Consider the following 15,269-nt stretch of genomic DNA (forward strand, 5'->3'; position numbering starts at 1 on the left):
CGGGAGGGGAGGCGAAGGAGGAATGCAGCCATTTAACTAAGGTACATTCAGCGGCCCCAAAGCGAGCTTAACGAGCAGTTCGGCGAGCGTCAACTAAAATTGACACAAAACAAACCGCCTTCACGGCGTTACAATGACCGCCGATTCCTTCATTCCTTTACTTCCACGAGTCCCATCCATGCCCCGATTGGCTGCCTTTCCGAAAGCTTTCATGCAGGCCCTCTGCAAAGACGGATCAATGACGGTTTCTGAGTGGATTGAATTGGCCGCGACCTTAGAAATCGATGGTCTTGAGTGGTACGCAGGTTTTCTGGAAATGGAAGATCGCTCCAACTGGGTCCGGTTCAGCAAACAGGTCGAAAGCCATGGGATGGTGATCCCGATGCTCTGCTGCTCGCCCGATTTCACTCACCCCGACCCCGCGTTTCGCCGGGCTCAAGTGCTGCGGCAACAGCACTGGATCGAAATGGCCGAGGCACTGGGGGCTAGCTATTGCCGAGTCCTCAGCGGTCAACGACGGCCGGAATTGAGCATCGCACAAGGGGTCCAGTTTGCCGTCGAATCGATCGAAGCCTGCCTGCCGTTTGCCGAGGAACGCGGAATCACACTGATTATCGAAAATCACTACAAAGACGATTTCTGGGAATATCCCGAATTTGCACAGCAGATGGACGTTTTCTGCCAAATCGTCGATGCCATCGACGACCCCAATTTCGGAGTCAACTATGACCCCAGCAATACGTACCTAGCTGGCGAAGACCCTCTTGAACTCCTTCGCCGTGTTTCCGATCGAGTCGTCACGATGCATGCGAGCGATCGATACCTGATCGAAGGGACGATGGAAGACCTTCGCCGAGAGGAAACCGGCGCTGTCGGCTACGCCAAACGCCTTCGTCACGGTGAAATTGGCAAAGGCCTAAACGACTATGACGCCATCTTTAGTGAATTGGTCAGCAAAGGATTCGACGGCTGGATCAGCATCGAAGATGGAGTCGACGGGATGGAACAATTGGCTCGCAGCGTTGCGTTTCTAAAAAAGAAAATCCAAGAGCACTGGGGATAGCCGGCCCCCGTTCCCCGATATCGCCTCGCTTTTAATATCAGGCATCGCGCGGCAGGCGGGCTCTTGGTCGTGAAGCGTTGTCGTTTTTGTTGCGGACGCTTTAAGCTGCCTGGCCGCCAAGTTTCGCTTGCAGCAAGCGTTCCATTTCCGGGTTTTTCCTAACGGAAACAATAACGTCCTTTTTGCTTGCCCGTAGGCCTCGCCAATTCAACGCGAGGCACTTCACCTATTTATTATAAGTCTCAGATGTCACTTCGATTTGAGACAGGACGGTCCACCCCTTCACAACGGGCAATTCATTAGCAAACCGAATGGCAGGACGATCTTGCCAGGGATCGCGAATTCCGATTGCTAACGAATAGGATCCAGGAGGCACGTCAAAAGCGATTCGGTCGGCCTCTTTAAACTTGCCGGGTTTCCAGGTACGAATATCCCAACGAACCTGCTGCGATTGCACCAATGCCCCTGAAGCATCCAACAGCGCCAACTCAACAGACCAAGGGTAATAAAATGGCGCGACCCCAAGATTCTGACCGCTTATTGAATATTGGGCAGGCTGCTTCGCTTGGACGGTAGCGGGATGAGCCGCTTCATCGATTTGAAATTCGTAGCCCATCTTGCGAACGAGTTCCTGGCTTCGTTGCCGAAAGACGTCACTTTTCGTTCGATCCAACGCCGGGCAATACGGACCGACCCAGGTGAAGTGCGACCGATCTAGCATGGCAAGAGTCCTATCAAAATCGGTTCCCAACCATTGCTTGGCTTTCCCCGGAACCATCTCGCCGCCGATCACAGCCTGCTCCCAATTGGTTGTCCGTCCGGAGGCACGAAGCCCCGCGAGGAAACTCCAATCTTTGCCATTGTCCGTATCTTCGGGGAACATATCATCGTGAAACCCAATCCAATCCTGATCTCCGGCGAATCCACTTGCATTGCGAACCATCAAAGACTTGTCAGGAAACGCCTTCCGAAACGCTTGAATAACTTTCTGCTCGGTCTGCTTTGACGCGTACATTTTTTCGCGAGGCCAAGTATGCCACTCTCCCCAGAATCCGAGCATACCGACTTGCAGAAAAGCGACTCGAGGATTTTTGTTGTAGCGATCCCCAAGAGCCGCAATGAATTGCTCCATCGCGGCAACCATACGAGGGTCGTCGTAGTCCGGAGACAAACCACCCCCGTGATCCGTATAGGGTGCTTCTTTGACACCCGCTTTCCGCACCCAATCAGGAAGGCCTGAAGGCAACGAAGGGTAATCGATATAGATACGGAAAAGGATGTGTTTGCCTTTAGCCGCCGCGACTTCCCACTTCTTTTCCCACTCGGCAAACCGAAACTGCCCTTGCTCCGGTTCCAGTTCACGCCAGGAGACATACTGAAACACCATCGAGTATGGCTGATGAATGTCACCGGCATTCGTGTAGGGGCACCAGCCCTTCAGCGGATTATCCAGAGGCCCCGCCTGCGGTCGAGGCCGAACAACAACCTCCTCCGCACAAACCGAGGAGCCCGCAAAAAGCAAAACGAGCATCGCGCAAACAACACACCCACCGCAAGCAAAGCATCGCATCATTTCCCCCAAACCTTTACCAGCAAAAAGCACAACCAACAACCAACAACCAACAACCAACAACCAACAACCAACAACCAACAACCAACAACCAACCGCCAACCGCCACTCCGCCACTCCTTCACTCCTTCACTCCTTCACTCCTTCACTCCTTCACTCCGTGTCTCCGTGTCTCCGTGTCTCCGTGTCTCCAATCCAAGCCAACTACCTAAGCGACTGCAAATAGGCAACCAAATCAGCCAACTGCTTAGGCGTCAAATTATCAACAATCCCCTTCGGCATCATCGAAAGCTCACGCTTGATTCGCTCTTCAATATCGTCTTGCAATATTTCCACAGAAACGCCATTGTCCTGACGGATGGTAACCGTTTCGGCACTCTCTAAGACAACAAAACCGGTCTGCAAACTTCCGTCGGTCAACAGGAATGCCCAGGTATCAAAACCTTGAGCCAGCTTCTTGCTCGGCTGGACGATGGATTCGATCAATTCGGTTTTGCTGTATCGCTTGCCGATATCGACCAAGTGCGGGCCCTTCGGCTGTTGACCATTGGCAAACGTATGGCAATTGATACAGGACTGAGTCGTAAAGAAGACTTTCCCTGCCGCGGCATCACCCTGCACTGCCAACGTTTTCTTCAGGACATCGGCATAGGCTTGGTTCCCAATTTGATTTGGATCATTTGGGTCGACCGGAGGCAACTTGATCGCCTGTTCTTCTTCCCGCATCTCCTGCACGTTTTCACCTACCGAATCTAGCACGACAAGATGCCGCTTCAATTGTTCCTGCAGATGATCGACCATCGACTGGGGCGCCGATGCCAAGGCTTCTCGAATAGCATCTTCAATCCGCTTGGATTGCTGCCATGTTTGCCGCGAGTAGTACGGTCCCGTCGTATCGGGCCGTGTTCCCCACCAGCCTTTTTCAAAAGGCCCTTCTTCATGATACAAACGGATCAAAGCCGTCCATGCATCCCTTCGTTTCTGCAGATCGGAAGTCTGACTTAGATGCGCAAATAAACCGTCCACCACTTCGGCCTTGTGCATTCCTCGCAGCGCCCATAACGCCCCATCGTGGTACGGACCGTCTAGCCCTTCCAGGCAAACATCCACCGCTTGCAGTCGCACCAATGCGGCGGCCGCCAAGTGAGGCAGCACACGCTCGGGCCGTGCGGCGCGCCAATCACCTGCTTCGGCGGCCTGCTGCGATTCGTCTTCGTCGGTTAATTCCAACAGACGCTTAGAAGCCTGTTGCCAGAGCGGCGTCAGCGACTGTTTCCGCTCAGGACTGGCGAATTCATAGATTCGACCGATGGCGACGATCGCGGCTGCCTGGACTTGAGGATCGGCATCCCTTAGCGCGGCCAAGATCGGTTCAACGGGAGCTAACGATGCAGACGGTTGACGGTCGGTTAAGGCACGAACGACCGCTGCCCGTAAAACGTCCAACTTCAAAAGCGGCAATAAATGGGGCTGAGCAATCGCAGGTTCCAACTGCCCCAGCGTCATCACTGCAGCGACTTGCCCGTATAAAGTCGCTTGCTCGTTAGTTGCCAACGCGACCAGCCCGGGAAGCATCGCCGCTTGATCGTTTTCAGCGCGGCGCAACCATTCTCGCTGAGCGGTAAAACGCCACGCAGCACTGGGATGATCAAGATGGCCAATCAATTCGGCAGCCGACAACGCGTGGACGTCCGGCATGGCAACCGGCTGGTAACCGGTTGGCACCAGCTGAGCCACAAAGCCGACGTTTGAATCACTAAAACTGTAACCACCATTCTTCCAACTGCTAATGTACATCCGGCCAGACGGATCGACGTCGATGTCGGTCGGCCGCGGAAGGCTTGCAAACGTGTCTTGCTGAGGCCCAAACGTTGCCCCCTGAGCCGCAAGGTTATGCGAGTAGACTTTGCTCCGCCCCCAGTCGCAGGTCAGCAATAGATCATTGTGCCCTACAGGCCAACGAGCATCCTGAAAGAACATCGTCCCGCAACCGCTTCCACCGCCGTAGTCGCCCAGCGGCGGCATCGCTTCTTCGGTGAAGTTTATGTAAAGCGACGGATAGCCGTAGTTCGCTGTCTGCATGATATGAGAAACACGCACATCCCAGCCGCCACCATCATTTGTGTTATCACGGGTGAACAGGTTCATCAGAGGATCGATCGAAACATCCAAGATATTTCGCAGCCCCCAAGCGAAAATTTCCATCCCCGAACCATCGGGGCGAATACGGACGACCCCACCACCGCGCCGACTGAGCGTGGTTCCATCTTTCGCGACGGCTTTGGTAAATCCAAAATCTCCTACCGCGATATAGATCCAACCATCGATGCCCATCCGGATGCCATTGGTCGTATGATCGGCACCTCGGCGGTTCACTTCGTCGGTGCTGATCCCGGTGATCAAACGGTCACTTGAATCGGACGTTCCATCGCCGTCGGTATCGTGATAGACGGTCAGAAAGGGAGGATGCAGAACCCACAGCGAACCATTGTCATAAACCAAGCCTCGCGGATGCTCCATTTCAGCAAACGTGTTGATTTCGTCGGCAACGCCATCTCCATCGGTATCACGGCACCGCAACACTCGGCCGCCGCCACTGTCTTTGCCAAGCGATCCCTGCTCATCGACGCCGACAAAGACCTCGCCATTTGCAGAGGTGGTCAAACAGACGGGATAGCTGACCTTCGGGGGAGCCGCAAAAATGGAGACATCAAATCCTGCGGCGACTTTGACATCGGCCACCGAGGCGGCAGGCGGCGCAGGCTTCCGAGGTTCCTTTAATACAGGCAGGTCCGCTACCGGTCCCGCGGAAGCCTCTAATTCCCACAGCGACCCCCACTGCCCTGCGGGCCCGTCTAAAAAGTGGACTCGTAAAAACTGAACGCCGTTCGCGTCGACGTCATGGTCTGCAACCCCGTTTGGCTTTTTGTGCTTTGACGCATCGACGATCTCTTGCCAATCCTGGCCATCTTTGGAAACTTCGACTCGATACTGATAGGCGGCTCCCGTCCGATTTTCCCAGTGCAACCGAATGGCTTGCAGATCAACCGGTTTTTCAAAATCGACTTCGACCCATTCATTACGCTGCGCTCCCGAAGCACACCAACGCGTATCGAGGCGTCCATCGGTCAGGAATTTTGGGTCTCGACCATTCTGATAACTTTTGGCACGAACCGGTTTCTGGAAAGCCAGATTCTCCTTGCCGCAACAATTCTCGCTGGTTTCATCGGCCGCCGAAAGCGGATTGGCCAGCGTGGCAAGAAGTAGAAATAGCTTCCAATGGGTAACCATTCGCATCGATATCGTCTCTGTAGAACACCAGAAAATCAAGCTAAACAAGACAGACTACGTGGCTCCAGGGTATCCTGAACGAAAATCGATTCAACCAGATGGAAACCAGCCTGTTGCCAATCCTTTCACCATCGACACATTCCGCCGCCTGGGGAGCAATCCTGCCCCTTGTATTCAGTTTATTAGGCTGCGGATCTAATTCAGCCCCGATAGCGCACAGGGCGTCTCCAGAAACTTCAACGCTGACGATCGCCGCGGCCAGCAATCTTCGCTTCGCTCTTGAAGAACTGAACGCTCGGTTTTGCGAAGCGAATCCGGACTGTCGCTTACAAATGCACTACGGATCATCCGGGCACTTATTTGCTCAGCTAATACAGCAGGCCCCCTTTGACCTATTCCTGTCAGCCGACACCCGCTATCCCCAGCAGCTTGTCCAGCGCGGGGCCGCGGCCCCGGCAGACTACTTTGAATATGCCGAAGGAACGCTGATCGCTTGGGTCCCTTCCACATCCGAACTCTCTTTGCAGACCGCTGGACTTACGGCACTGAAATCTCCCAAAGTCGTCCGCCTGGGTATCGCCAATCCCCGCCTAGCTCCGTATGGAACGGCAGCCCAGCAGTCGCTACAAAATGCGGGACTATGGGAAGACCTTATGCCGAGAATCGTTTATGGGGAAAACATCACTCAAGTGGCGCACTTCATTGAAACAGGAACCGTCGATGCAGCGATTCTTGCAGGATCGCTAACTCGATCCGGTCGACGGAACCACAGGGGACAAGAGTGGGCGATCCCAACGGATCAATACGATCCGATCCGACAGGCAGGCGTGATCACGAAGCACAGTGAGCAACCGTTGCTTGCCGCCCGCTTCCGTGACTGGCTGTTAAGTGCTGAAGGACAGGCCGTCCTTCAACAACAAGGCTACGCTTCCCCAAAAGTAAAACCGTAATGGATTGGTTAGCGATTGGGCTGACGCTGAAGCTTGCCTTCTTCACCACACTGATCCTATTGGTCGGTGGGTTGCCGATCGGGTATTGGCTGGCCACGACGCGTTCCCGTTTCCGTCTACTTATCGAAGCCCTGGTGACCCTTCCCCTGGTGCTCCCACCAACGGTGCTTGGATTTTATCTACTGACGGCAAGCGGTTCCCAAAGCTGGGCTGGGCAGCTATTTGAATCACTGACCGGTTCAAAGATCGCGTTCACTTTTGCCGGCATCTTGGCTGGATCTGTCATTGTGAATTTACCGTTTGCGGTCCGTCCGTTTACGGCCGCGTTCGCCAACCTGGATCGGCAGTTACTGGAAGCTTCTTGGTGCCTTGGAGAATCGAAGTGGAATACACTGCGGCGGATTGGGTTGCCACTCTGCTGGCCGGGGATCCTCGCCGGGATCGTTCTTACCTTTGCCCACACGGTCGGTGAATTCGGAGTGGTATTGATGATTGGCGGGAACCTTCCAGGCGTCACTCGCACGCTATCGATTTCGATCTATGACGATGTCCAAGCTCTTGATTATGCCGCGGCCGGACGAACGTCTTTGCTTCTGTTGTCGAGTGCCATTGTGGCCATCCTGATTGCACACAGCCTTTCGCCGCGCGGAGCGATGCGGCAGGGAGGCCCGCGATGAGCCAATACCTAGACGCGGAATTCGAGCATCGGTTTGATGGCGGCGCCCACATACAGGCCTCGTTCAAAATGCGATCCGATCGGTTCTCGATTGGCGTCCTGTTTGGCCCTTCCGGCGCAGGCAAGTCAACCGTCCTACGGTGCATTGCAGGATTAAATCGTCCCCAACAAGGACACATTCAATTTGCGGGTGAACCTTGGTTCGACGCCAAGCAGGGCATCCATCTTTCGCCTCAAAAGCGAGACATCGGGTATTGCTTTCAACAAGGAGCACTCTTCCCGCACCTAAATGTTGCAAACAATATCGGTTATGCGATTGGGTATCCCAAGAAGGATTCGAAGGCAACGCTATCCGAAATGCTGGAACGATTTGAACTGACAGGACTTGAAAAACGATTTCCTCACGAGCTTTCCGGCGGCCAACAACAGCGAACCGCCCTGGCCCGAGCGCTTGCACGTCGCCCCCGACTGATGCTTCTGGACGAACCGCTGGCGGCGCTGGACAGCAACCTGCGAATCGCACTCCGTGGCCGACTCCGCGAATGGCTCCGGCAATTTGATATTCCGGTCCTACTGGTCACACATGACCGAACCGATGCGATTGCGCTGGCGGACAAGATCATGGTCCTCACCCCAGAGGGCATCGAACAATCGGGGACCATTGACGAGGTCTTTTCCAAGCCTCGAAATGCAGCCGTCGCCCAAATGGTTGGAACCGAAACTATTTTGCGAGGAACCGTTATCCAATCACAGCAAGGGATCACCACCGTCCGGATTGGGGCGACCGAAATTCAGGCAGGGACCGCAGAAAATTTCGCTAAAGGACAGTCAGTCTACGCCTGCATTCAAGGTGAAAATGTAACCCTATTACATCACCCGGTTCCGACGCCCAGCAGCCGCAATCAGTTTGCAGTCAAAGTAACCGCAGTGATTCCGGAAGGGCCGCTACTTCGCATCCGTTTAGACGGCGGCTTTGAGTTGACGGCGTTGATCACAAAAGCGGCCGCCGAAGGATTAACGATCCAAGCGGGACAATCCTTAACGGCCATGATCAAAGCGACCGCGATTCATTTGGTGGCGACATGAGTCGCCACGCCCGAAGCGTAATACGCATTGCCCGATCCCCTTACCCGCATTGACCATCCCGACAGACGACGTTCTGTTAATCTAGCGTTATGTAGCGTTATAAAAAAAGATCCTACAGGCACTCTGGATCACTTGAGGATAGCGCAGAAGATGTGGTTACTGAACGATTGCAGGCGGAACCGAAGAGCGTGATGAACATTTCTATTGAAACATTGGTGGCCAGTGGCTTAACGGCGGCTCAAGCAGAGGACTGGTTTCCGAAACTTCAGCAGTTGTCGAACATCGATGATGAAGCTTTGCGTTGGCAACGAATAAGCGCTCAACTACTGACGCCATCGATCCCGTTTGCCGTTCATGAATTGCTGTACCAACAGAATTATGCACAGCACCGCGAGCAACACTTGCCGTGTCCGGCGTGGATTCCCACACAAGAAGAAGCCGAGGTGACGCATCTGTGGAAATGGATGAAATCGCTGAACCTGTCGGCTTACGAGGACCTGCACCGTTGGTCGGTCCAGCACCCGGAAGAATTTGCCAGCCGGATTGCCGACGCACTGCCCGTCCAGTTTCGCACTCCTCCTGATCGATTCTGCGATACTTCGGCTGGCGTCGAAAACACGCAGTGGTTTGCAGGAGCAACGTTGAATATCGTTGAAAGCTGCTTTCAGGCAGACGAGACAGCGACGGCAATCATTTCAGGTGATCCGGACAACCATCTGGAACAACGAACCTACGGCGAACTCAAATCGCTGACGGCACGCGTCGCTAATGGACTGACGGAACGGGGAGTGGTTCCCGGAGACCGCGTCGCCATTGCGATGCCCATGACCGCAGACGCGGTGGCCGTATTCCTGGGAATCATCGCGGCGGGTTGTTCGGCGGTAACGATTGCCGACAGCTTTTCCGCAAACGAAATGGCCATCCGGTTAGAGTGCACTCAAGCGAAGTTCATTTTTATCCAAGATGAAATCCTGCGAGGCGGAAAAGCTTATCCGCTTTTTGCAAAGATTACCGATCAGCAAAACGTCAACGCGATCGTGTTTCGTGGGTCATCCCGTCGAGACATTGCGATCCGCAACCAGGACTTGGAATGGGACGATTTTCTTTCGGATGATGCGGTGCTGCGATCGGTTGCTTGCCAGCCCAGCGACGAAACCACCATTCTTTTCTCTTCGGGAACAACGGGCAGCCCCAAAGCGATTCCATGGGACCATGTCACCCCGATCAAATCGGCGAGCGATGCGTACTTCCACCACGATGTGCGTGTCGGCGACGTGCTGTGCTGGCCCACAAACCTTGGCTGGATGATGGGACCGTGGCTGGTCTACGCGGCCTTGATTAACAAAGCCACCATTGCGATTTCGTCTTCCGTTCCAACGGGCCGAACATTCTGTGAATTCGTCGAAAAATCCGCGGTCACGATGCTGGGACTGGTCCCCAGCCTGGTTTCACAGTGGCGCAAACAAGATCACACAAAAGACCTGAACTGGAACGCCATCCGTTTGTTCAGTTCGACCGGTGAATGCTCCAACGCCAATGACATGCTGTGGCTGATGTCTCGCGCTGGTTACCGTCCAGTGGTCGAATATTGCGGCGGTACGGAAACGGGAGGATCCTATATCACCGGAACCCTCACGCGCCCCGCCGTGCCCGGCATGTTTTCGGCGAAAGCTATGGGGCTGTCGTGGATTTTGATGGACGATACTTTTACGGAAACCACCAACGGTGAAGTCTTTTTCGAACCACCGGCTCTTGGCCTGTCAACTCGGTTGCTGAACCGCGATCACCACGAAGCTTACTACGCCGGAATTCCAGCCGGACCGAAGCAACAGGTCCTACGTCGTCACGGCGATCAGATCGAAGCACTGCCGGGAATGTATTATCGAGCTCACGGCCGTATCGATGATGCAATGAATCTAGGTGGTATCAAAGTCAGTTGTGTGCAGATTGAAGAGCTTTTGGTGCAACACACAGCCATCCGTGAACTGGCCGCGATCTCGGTACCGCCCCCAGGCGGTGGCCCAGAACAGCTTGTCGTCTACGTTGTGTTATACTCTGAAATCCATTTGCCGGACCTTCATCAACAGCTGCAGCAGAGCATCAAAAGCGAACTAAACCCACTGTTCAAAATCCAGAACGTGGCGTTGATTGACTTATTGCCGCGGACCGCCTCCAACAAAATCATGCGTCGAAATCTGCGTGACGCGTATCTCTGCAAACAACAAGGACAAATAGGTTCATGACCAAAGTTGCCATCGTTGCCGCCACGCGAACTCCGATCGGGACGTTTCAAAAGGCGTTCGCGTCCATTCCCGCCGATCAACTAGGCGCGATCACCATTGCGGAAGTGCTCCGTCGTGGCGGCGTGACATCGTCGCAGGTTGATGAAGTATTGATGGGGCAGGTTTATTCAACCGGTTCCGGCGCGAACCCAGCACGGCTGGCGGCTGTTCGAGCGGGACTGGGCTACGCTGTTCCGGCAACGACGGTCAACATGTTGTGCGGTTCAGGATTAAAAGCGGTCGCCCTCGCAGCCCAAGCGATTCAGTCAGGCCACGCAAAGACGATCATCGCCGGCGGCATGGAAAGCATGAGCAATGCTCCCTATGTCGTGCCGAATGCACGAACAGGATTGCGGATGGGGCATCAGCAAATCGTCGACACTCTGATTCACGACGCACTCTGGGATGCCTTCTACGATTGCCACATGGGATCCACCGCCGAACATCTCGCCTCGCAATTTGACATTTCGCGAACCGCTCAGGATCAGTTTGCACTGCTTAGTCAACAGCGTTACCAAGCGGCGTTTGAAGCGGGAAGGTTCCAACAGGAAATCGTTCCTGTTTCGGTGCCGCAAAGGAAAGGGGAACCGGTCGTGGTATCGCAGGATGAACATCCTCGCAGCAATACACAACTTGAAAAACTGTCCGGTCTTCAACCCTGTTTTCAGGATGGCGGTACGGTGACGGCAGCCAACGCATCGGGGCTGAATGACGGAGCCGCCGCACTGTTACTGGTTAGCGAATCGGAGGTTCAGCAACAGGGCCTAAAACCCTTGGCATGGATTCGGTCGTTCTGCAACGTGGGTGTCGATCCAATGGAAATGGGAATGGGGCCTGCCGTTGCGGTTACGAAACTGCTGGAGAAAGAATCACTAAAACTAGCCGACATCGATCTGTTTGAAGTGAACGAAGCCTTCGCGGCGCAAGCCCTTTCAGTGGGCAAGTTTTTGGATTGGGATATCGATCGCGTTAACGTTAACGGCGGAGCGATTGCACTTGGACATCCCCTGGGAGCCAGTGGAGCTCGCGTGGCAGTGACCTTGCTGCACGAAATGCAGAAACGCCAAAATCGACTTGGAATCGCGGCCCTCTGCATTGGCGGCGGCATGGGGATTGCCATGCTGTTTGAAGCGGCAGAATAATCAGATCGAAGCCGCGTTTAAGAAACCAGCAGCCGACAGACATGTTACACAGGAAATCAGTTCACCGTGCTTCAGAATATTGCGATCCTCGGTTGCGGTCTCATTGGTTCCAGCTGGGCGACGTGGTTTGCCCTCCAAGGCCAGAAAACGCGTCTATACGATGTCGACCAAACCGCTTGCGAGCGAGGTGTTAAACGGGCGGGCGAAAATCTTCGCCGGCTGGTCGACCTGGACATGCTGGCAGCGGAAGACCTGCAGTCGGCTTTACAAAATCTGCAGCCAGTGAAAACGCTGCAAGAATTGTTGTCGGATTGCGACTATGTGCAGGAATCGGTCCGCGAAGACTACGACACAAAGGCGGAGGTCTATCGTGCCATCGAACAACATCTTTCGCCGCAGGCGATCATCGCCAGCAGTTCCTCCGGGCTGTTGATGTCGAAGATGCAGGAAGTTCTAAAACATCCTAGCCGTTCACTGATCGCCCACCCCTTCAATCCGCCGCACCTGATTCCGTTAGTGGAACTTGTGCCTGGTAAAAAAACCAGTGCAGACACCGTCACCACTGTCCGGGAATTTTTCCTACGGTTTGGCAAACGCCCAGTTGTCCTGAACAAGGAAGTTCCCGGACACATTGCCAACCGACTGGCAGCCGCCGTTTGGCGAGAAGCCCTGGCACTCCTGGACGATGACGTGGCCAGCCTGGAAGACATCGACGCCGCTTTATGTAACGGCCCTGGGCTGCGGTGGGCGCTGATGGGACAACATGCGATCTACGATTTAGGTGGCGGTGAGGGAGGCTACCAGGCGTTCATCGATGGCATCGGGCGTTCGTTCACGTCCTACTGGGAGGACATGCAAACGTGGACTCGGATTCCCGAATCGGCTCGCGAAAAAGCGATCGCTGGCATCGAACCGCTGCGAAAAAAGTGCCCTCCGGAAGAACGGGCTCAATGGCGCGACGAGAAACTGGTTCGATTACTGAAACTTCTGGATGAATGAAGACCATGCCCCAACACGCTTCACGCACGGCACTGATCACCGGAGCCGCCAGCGGGATCGGCGCCGACCTAGCGAAATGCTTTTACGCTGCGGGCTACAAACTGGTGCTGACCGATCGGAACCCGCCCGATTTCCTGGATGATTTTTCAGCACGATCCGACGAAGTCCATTTTGTTCAGGCCGACTTGTCGACGGAATCGGGATGCGAACAAATTGTGCAGCAGGGTTTGCAACAATTTGCCGCGATTGACGTGTTGATCAACAACGCAGGATTTCAGCACATCTGTCCGCTGGAATCGTTTCCACTTGATGTCTGGCACCGGATGTTCGCGGTCATGCTGACCGCTCCGCTACGATTGACTCAGCTGGTTTGGCCAGGAATGAAGCACAAGCAATGGGGACGGATCGTAAACATCGGTTCGATCCATTCGCAGGTCGCTTCGCCGCACAAAGTCGGCTACACGTCGATGAAACACGGGTTGATCGGATTAACCAAAACCGCCGCTCTGGAAGGCGGTCCAGAGGGAATCACCGTCAACGCAATCTGCCCCGCATACGTGCGAACCCCACTGGTCGAACAGCAAATCGCGGCTCAGGCGGAAACGCGTGGAATTCGTCCCGATGCCGTCGAAAGCGAAGTCTTCCTGAAGTCGGCAGCCACCGGACAGATGATTGCTCCGCAAGAAATATCCAGCCTAGTCTTATACCTCTGCTCCGAACATGCTCGATCCGTCACCGGAGCGAACTGGAACATTGATTGTGGCTGGACGGCACAATAATTTTTCCTTTTGGAAGCGTTTAGAAAGTTACCATGCTTGGCATTTTTGGAATTGTCCTGTCACTAGTCCTGCTGATGCTGCTGGCCTACCGAGGTTACAACGTGTTGGTGCTGGCCCCGCTGATGGCGCTGCTGGCTGTGGTTCTTGGGCAGCAAGGTCCCCTCTTGGCAACCTACACTCAGATATTCATGCAAAGCCTGGGCGGGTACCTGATCAAGTACTTCCCACTGTTCCTGCTGGGATCGATCTTCGGCAAGCTGATGGGAGATTCCGGATCAGCGCGGTCGATTTCGCAGTTCATTGTCGCTCGACTGGGGCAGCAACAAGCGATCCTGGCGGTCGTACTGTCATGCGGAATCCTGACCTACGGCGGCGTCTCTTTGTTTGTGGTTGCGTTCGCGGTCTATCCGATTGCCGCCGATGTGTTTCGGATATCAGGAACCCCCAAACGATTCATTCCCGCCGCGATCGCGTTGGGAGCCTTCACGTTTACGATGACCGCTTTGCCAGGCACACCGGCCATTCAAAATGCAATCCCGATGCCCTTCTTCGGCACGACTCCCTTTGCCGCTCCAGTGCTGGGAATCATCGGTGGGGCCATCATGCTGTGCGGCGGAACGATGTGGCTGAACTTCCGAGCGCGTCGAGCGATCGCTGCGGGTGAAAGTTATCGAGAACCGGCCGAAGAACTGGACGATCCGCAGGCAGGTTCACAAACGCCTTCCTTCTGGGTAGCGATCCTTCCAATCCTGATCGTGATCACGGGCAATTTTGTGTTCAGCAAATACCTGATTCCGAACTGGGAGACGCCGTATCTAAGCGAAGCTAAATACGGAGCCACGGAATTAAAATCGGTGCTGGGGATTTGGTCAATCATCTGTGGACTGTTGCTTGCGACGGCGACGTTGATCGTGCTGCACTGGAAGCGGTGGACCAACCTTCAGGTATCCATTAACCAGGGAACCAAAGATTCGCTGCTACCAATTTTCAATACCGCTTCCGAAGTCGGATACGGGACCGTGATTGCGTCGCTGGCGGGATTCATAATCGTCCGAGACTACGTGGTGAACCTATCACCGGGAAATCCTCTGGTGTCCGAGGCCATCGCCGTGACAACCTTGGCAGGGATCACAGGATCGGCCTCCGGCGGATTAAGCATCGCCTTGGAAACCCTGGGAGCGACCTACCTGCAACTGGGAGAACAGTCTGGAATCTCGCCGGAACTATTGCACCGAGTCGCCTCGATGTCCGCGGGGGCGTTCGACACGCTTCCACACAATGGAGCGGTGATTACGCTGCTGGCAATCACAAACCTAACACACCGAACATCCTACGCCGACATTTTCATGGTCGCGGTCCTAATCCCCGCGATCGCTACCATCACGGTCATCGTGGTTGGAAGCATGTTCGGTTCGTTCTAAGCCCATTCAG

General features: G+C 54.7%; 11 protein-coding genes. 9 read left to right on the plus strand and 2 right to left on the minus strand.

Going from position 1 to position 15,269, the window contains the following annotated elements; translation table 11 throughout:
• Positions 1–178 precede the first annotated feature (178 nt).
• Positions 179–1,063: a sugar phosphate isomerase/epimerase family protein gene (locus FF011L_RS23555; protein ID WP_145354395.1), complete on the plus strand. Its 885-nt coding sequence runs from the start codon at positions 179–181 to the stop codon at positions 1,061–1,063.
• Positions 1,064–1,289: 226 nt separating this feature from the next.
• On the opposite strand, the gene FF011L_RS23560 is transcribed toward FF011L_RS23555, so the two are convergent.
• Positions 1,290–2,750: a DUF4832 domain-containing protein gene (locus FF011L_RS23560; RefSeq protein WP_218932843.1), complete on the minus strand. Its 1,461-nt coding sequence runs from the start codon at positions 2,748–2,750 to the stop codon at positions 1,290–1,292.
• A gap of 87 nt (positions 2,751–2,837) precedes the next feature.
• Entirely contained in the window at positions 2,838–5,930 is a 3,093-nt protein-coding gene (locus FF011L_RS23565; protein ID WP_145354397.1) for a PVC-type heme-binding CxxCH protein, read from the minus strand.
• 92 nt (positions 5,931–6,022) lie between these two features.
• Between FF011L_RS23565 and modA the strand changes: the two genes are divergently transcribed.
• From modA to FF011L_RS23605, 8 genes are all read left to right on the plus strand, one after another.
• Entirely contained in the window at positions 6,023–6,874 is an 852-nt protein-coding gene (gene modA / locus FF011L_RS23570; RefSeq protein WP_145354398.1) for a molybdate ABC transporter substrate-binding protein, read from the plus strand.
• Positions 6,874–7,551 carry a molybdate ABC transporter permease subunit gene (gene modB / locus FF011L_RS23575; RefSeq protein WP_145354399.1) on the plus strand — a complete coding sequence of 226 codons (678 nt, stop codon included), beginning with the start codon at positions 6,874–6,876 and terminating at the stop codon, positions 7,549–7,551. Before modA ends, modB begins: the two co-directional genes overlap by 1 nt.
• Entirely contained in the window at positions 7,548–8,636 is a 1,089-nt protein-coding gene (locus FF011L_RS23580; RefSeq protein ID WP_145354400.1) for an ABC transporter ATP-binding protein, read from the plus strand. The genes modB and FF011L_RS23580 overlap by 4 nt, the downstream gene beginning before the upstream one ends.
• 191 nt (positions 8,637–8,827) lie before the next feature.
• Complete coding sequence (locus FF011L_RS23585; RefSeq protein ID WP_145354401.1) at positions 8,828–10,879, plus strand: AMP-binding protein; 2,052 nt, start codon at positions 8,828–8,830, stop codon at positions 10,877–10,879.
• Complete coding sequence (locus tag FF011L_RS23590) at positions 10,876–12,060, plus strand: acetyl-CoA C-acetyltransferase (protein ID WP_145354402.1); 1,185 nt, start codon at positions 10,876–10,878, stop codon at positions 12,058–12,060. Before FF011L_RS23585 ends, FF011L_RS23590 begins: the two co-directional genes overlap by 4 nt.
• A 66-nt stretch (positions 12,061–12,126) precedes the next feature.
• Positions 12,127–13,059, plus strand: coding sequence for a 3-hydroxyacyl-CoA dehydrogenase family protein (locus FF011L_RS23595; RefSeq protein ID WP_145354403.1), 933 nt, complete (start codon positions 12,127–12,129; stop codon positions 13,057–13,059).
• Between the two features lie 5 nt (positions 13,060–13,064).
• Entirely contained in the window at positions 13,065–13,838 is a 774-nt protein-coding gene (locus tag FF011L_RS23600; protein WP_145354404.1) for a 3-hydroxybutyrate dehydrogenase, read from the plus strand.
• 32 nt (positions 13,839–13,870) lie between these two features.
• Complete coding sequence (locus FF011L_RS23605) at positions 13,871–15,259, plus strand: GntP family permease (RefSeq protein WP_145354405.1); 1,389 nt, start codon at positions 13,871–13,873, stop codon at positions 15,257–15,259.
• The last annotated feature ends 10 nt before the right edge of the window (positions 15,260–15,269 follow it).

The sequence above is a fragment of the Roseimaritima multifibrata genome, from assembly GCF_007741495.1.
Taxonomy (GTDB): Bacteria; Planctomycetota; Planctomycetia; order Pirellulales; family Pirellulaceae; genus Roseimaritima; species Roseimaritima multifibrata.

Bases quoted from the DNA above. Each gene is read 5' to 3' on its own strand.
- FF011L_RS23580 (WP_145354400.1), top strand. From the start codon at position 7,548: ATGAGCCAATACCTAGACGCGGAATTCGAGCATCGGTTTGATGGCGGC.
- FF011L_RS23605 (WP_145354405.1), top strand. From the start codon at position 13,871: ATGCTTGGCATTTTTGGAATTGTCCTGTCACTAGTCCTGCTGATGCTG.
- FF011L_RS23590 (WP_145354402.1), top strand. From the start codon at position 10,876: ATGACCAAAGTTGCCATCGTTGCCGCCACGCGAACTCCGATCGGGACG.
- FF011L_RS23585 (WP_145354401.1), top strand. From the start codon at position 8,828: ATGAACATTTCTATTGAAACATTGGTGGCCAGTGGCTTAACGGCGGCT.
- modA (WP_145354398.1), top strand. From the start codon at position 6,023: ATGGAAACCAGCCTGTTGCCAATCCTTTCACCATCGACACATTCCGCC.
- FF011L_RS23565 (WP_145354397.1), bottom strand. From the start codon at position 5,930: ATGCGAATGGTTACCCATTGGAAGCTATTTCTACTTCTTGCCACGCTG.
- modB (WP_145354399.1), top strand. From the start codon at position 6,874: ATGGATTGGTTAGCGATTGGGCTGACGCTGAAGCTTGCCTTCTTCACC.
- FF011L_RS23600 (WP_145354404.1), top strand. From the start codon at position 13,065: ATGCCCCAACACGCTTCACGCACGGCACTGATCACCGGAGCCGCCAGC.
- FF011L_RS23555 (WP_145354395.1), top strand. From the start codon at position 179: ATGCCCCGATTGGCTGCCTTTCCGAAAGCTTTCATGCAGGCCCTCTGC.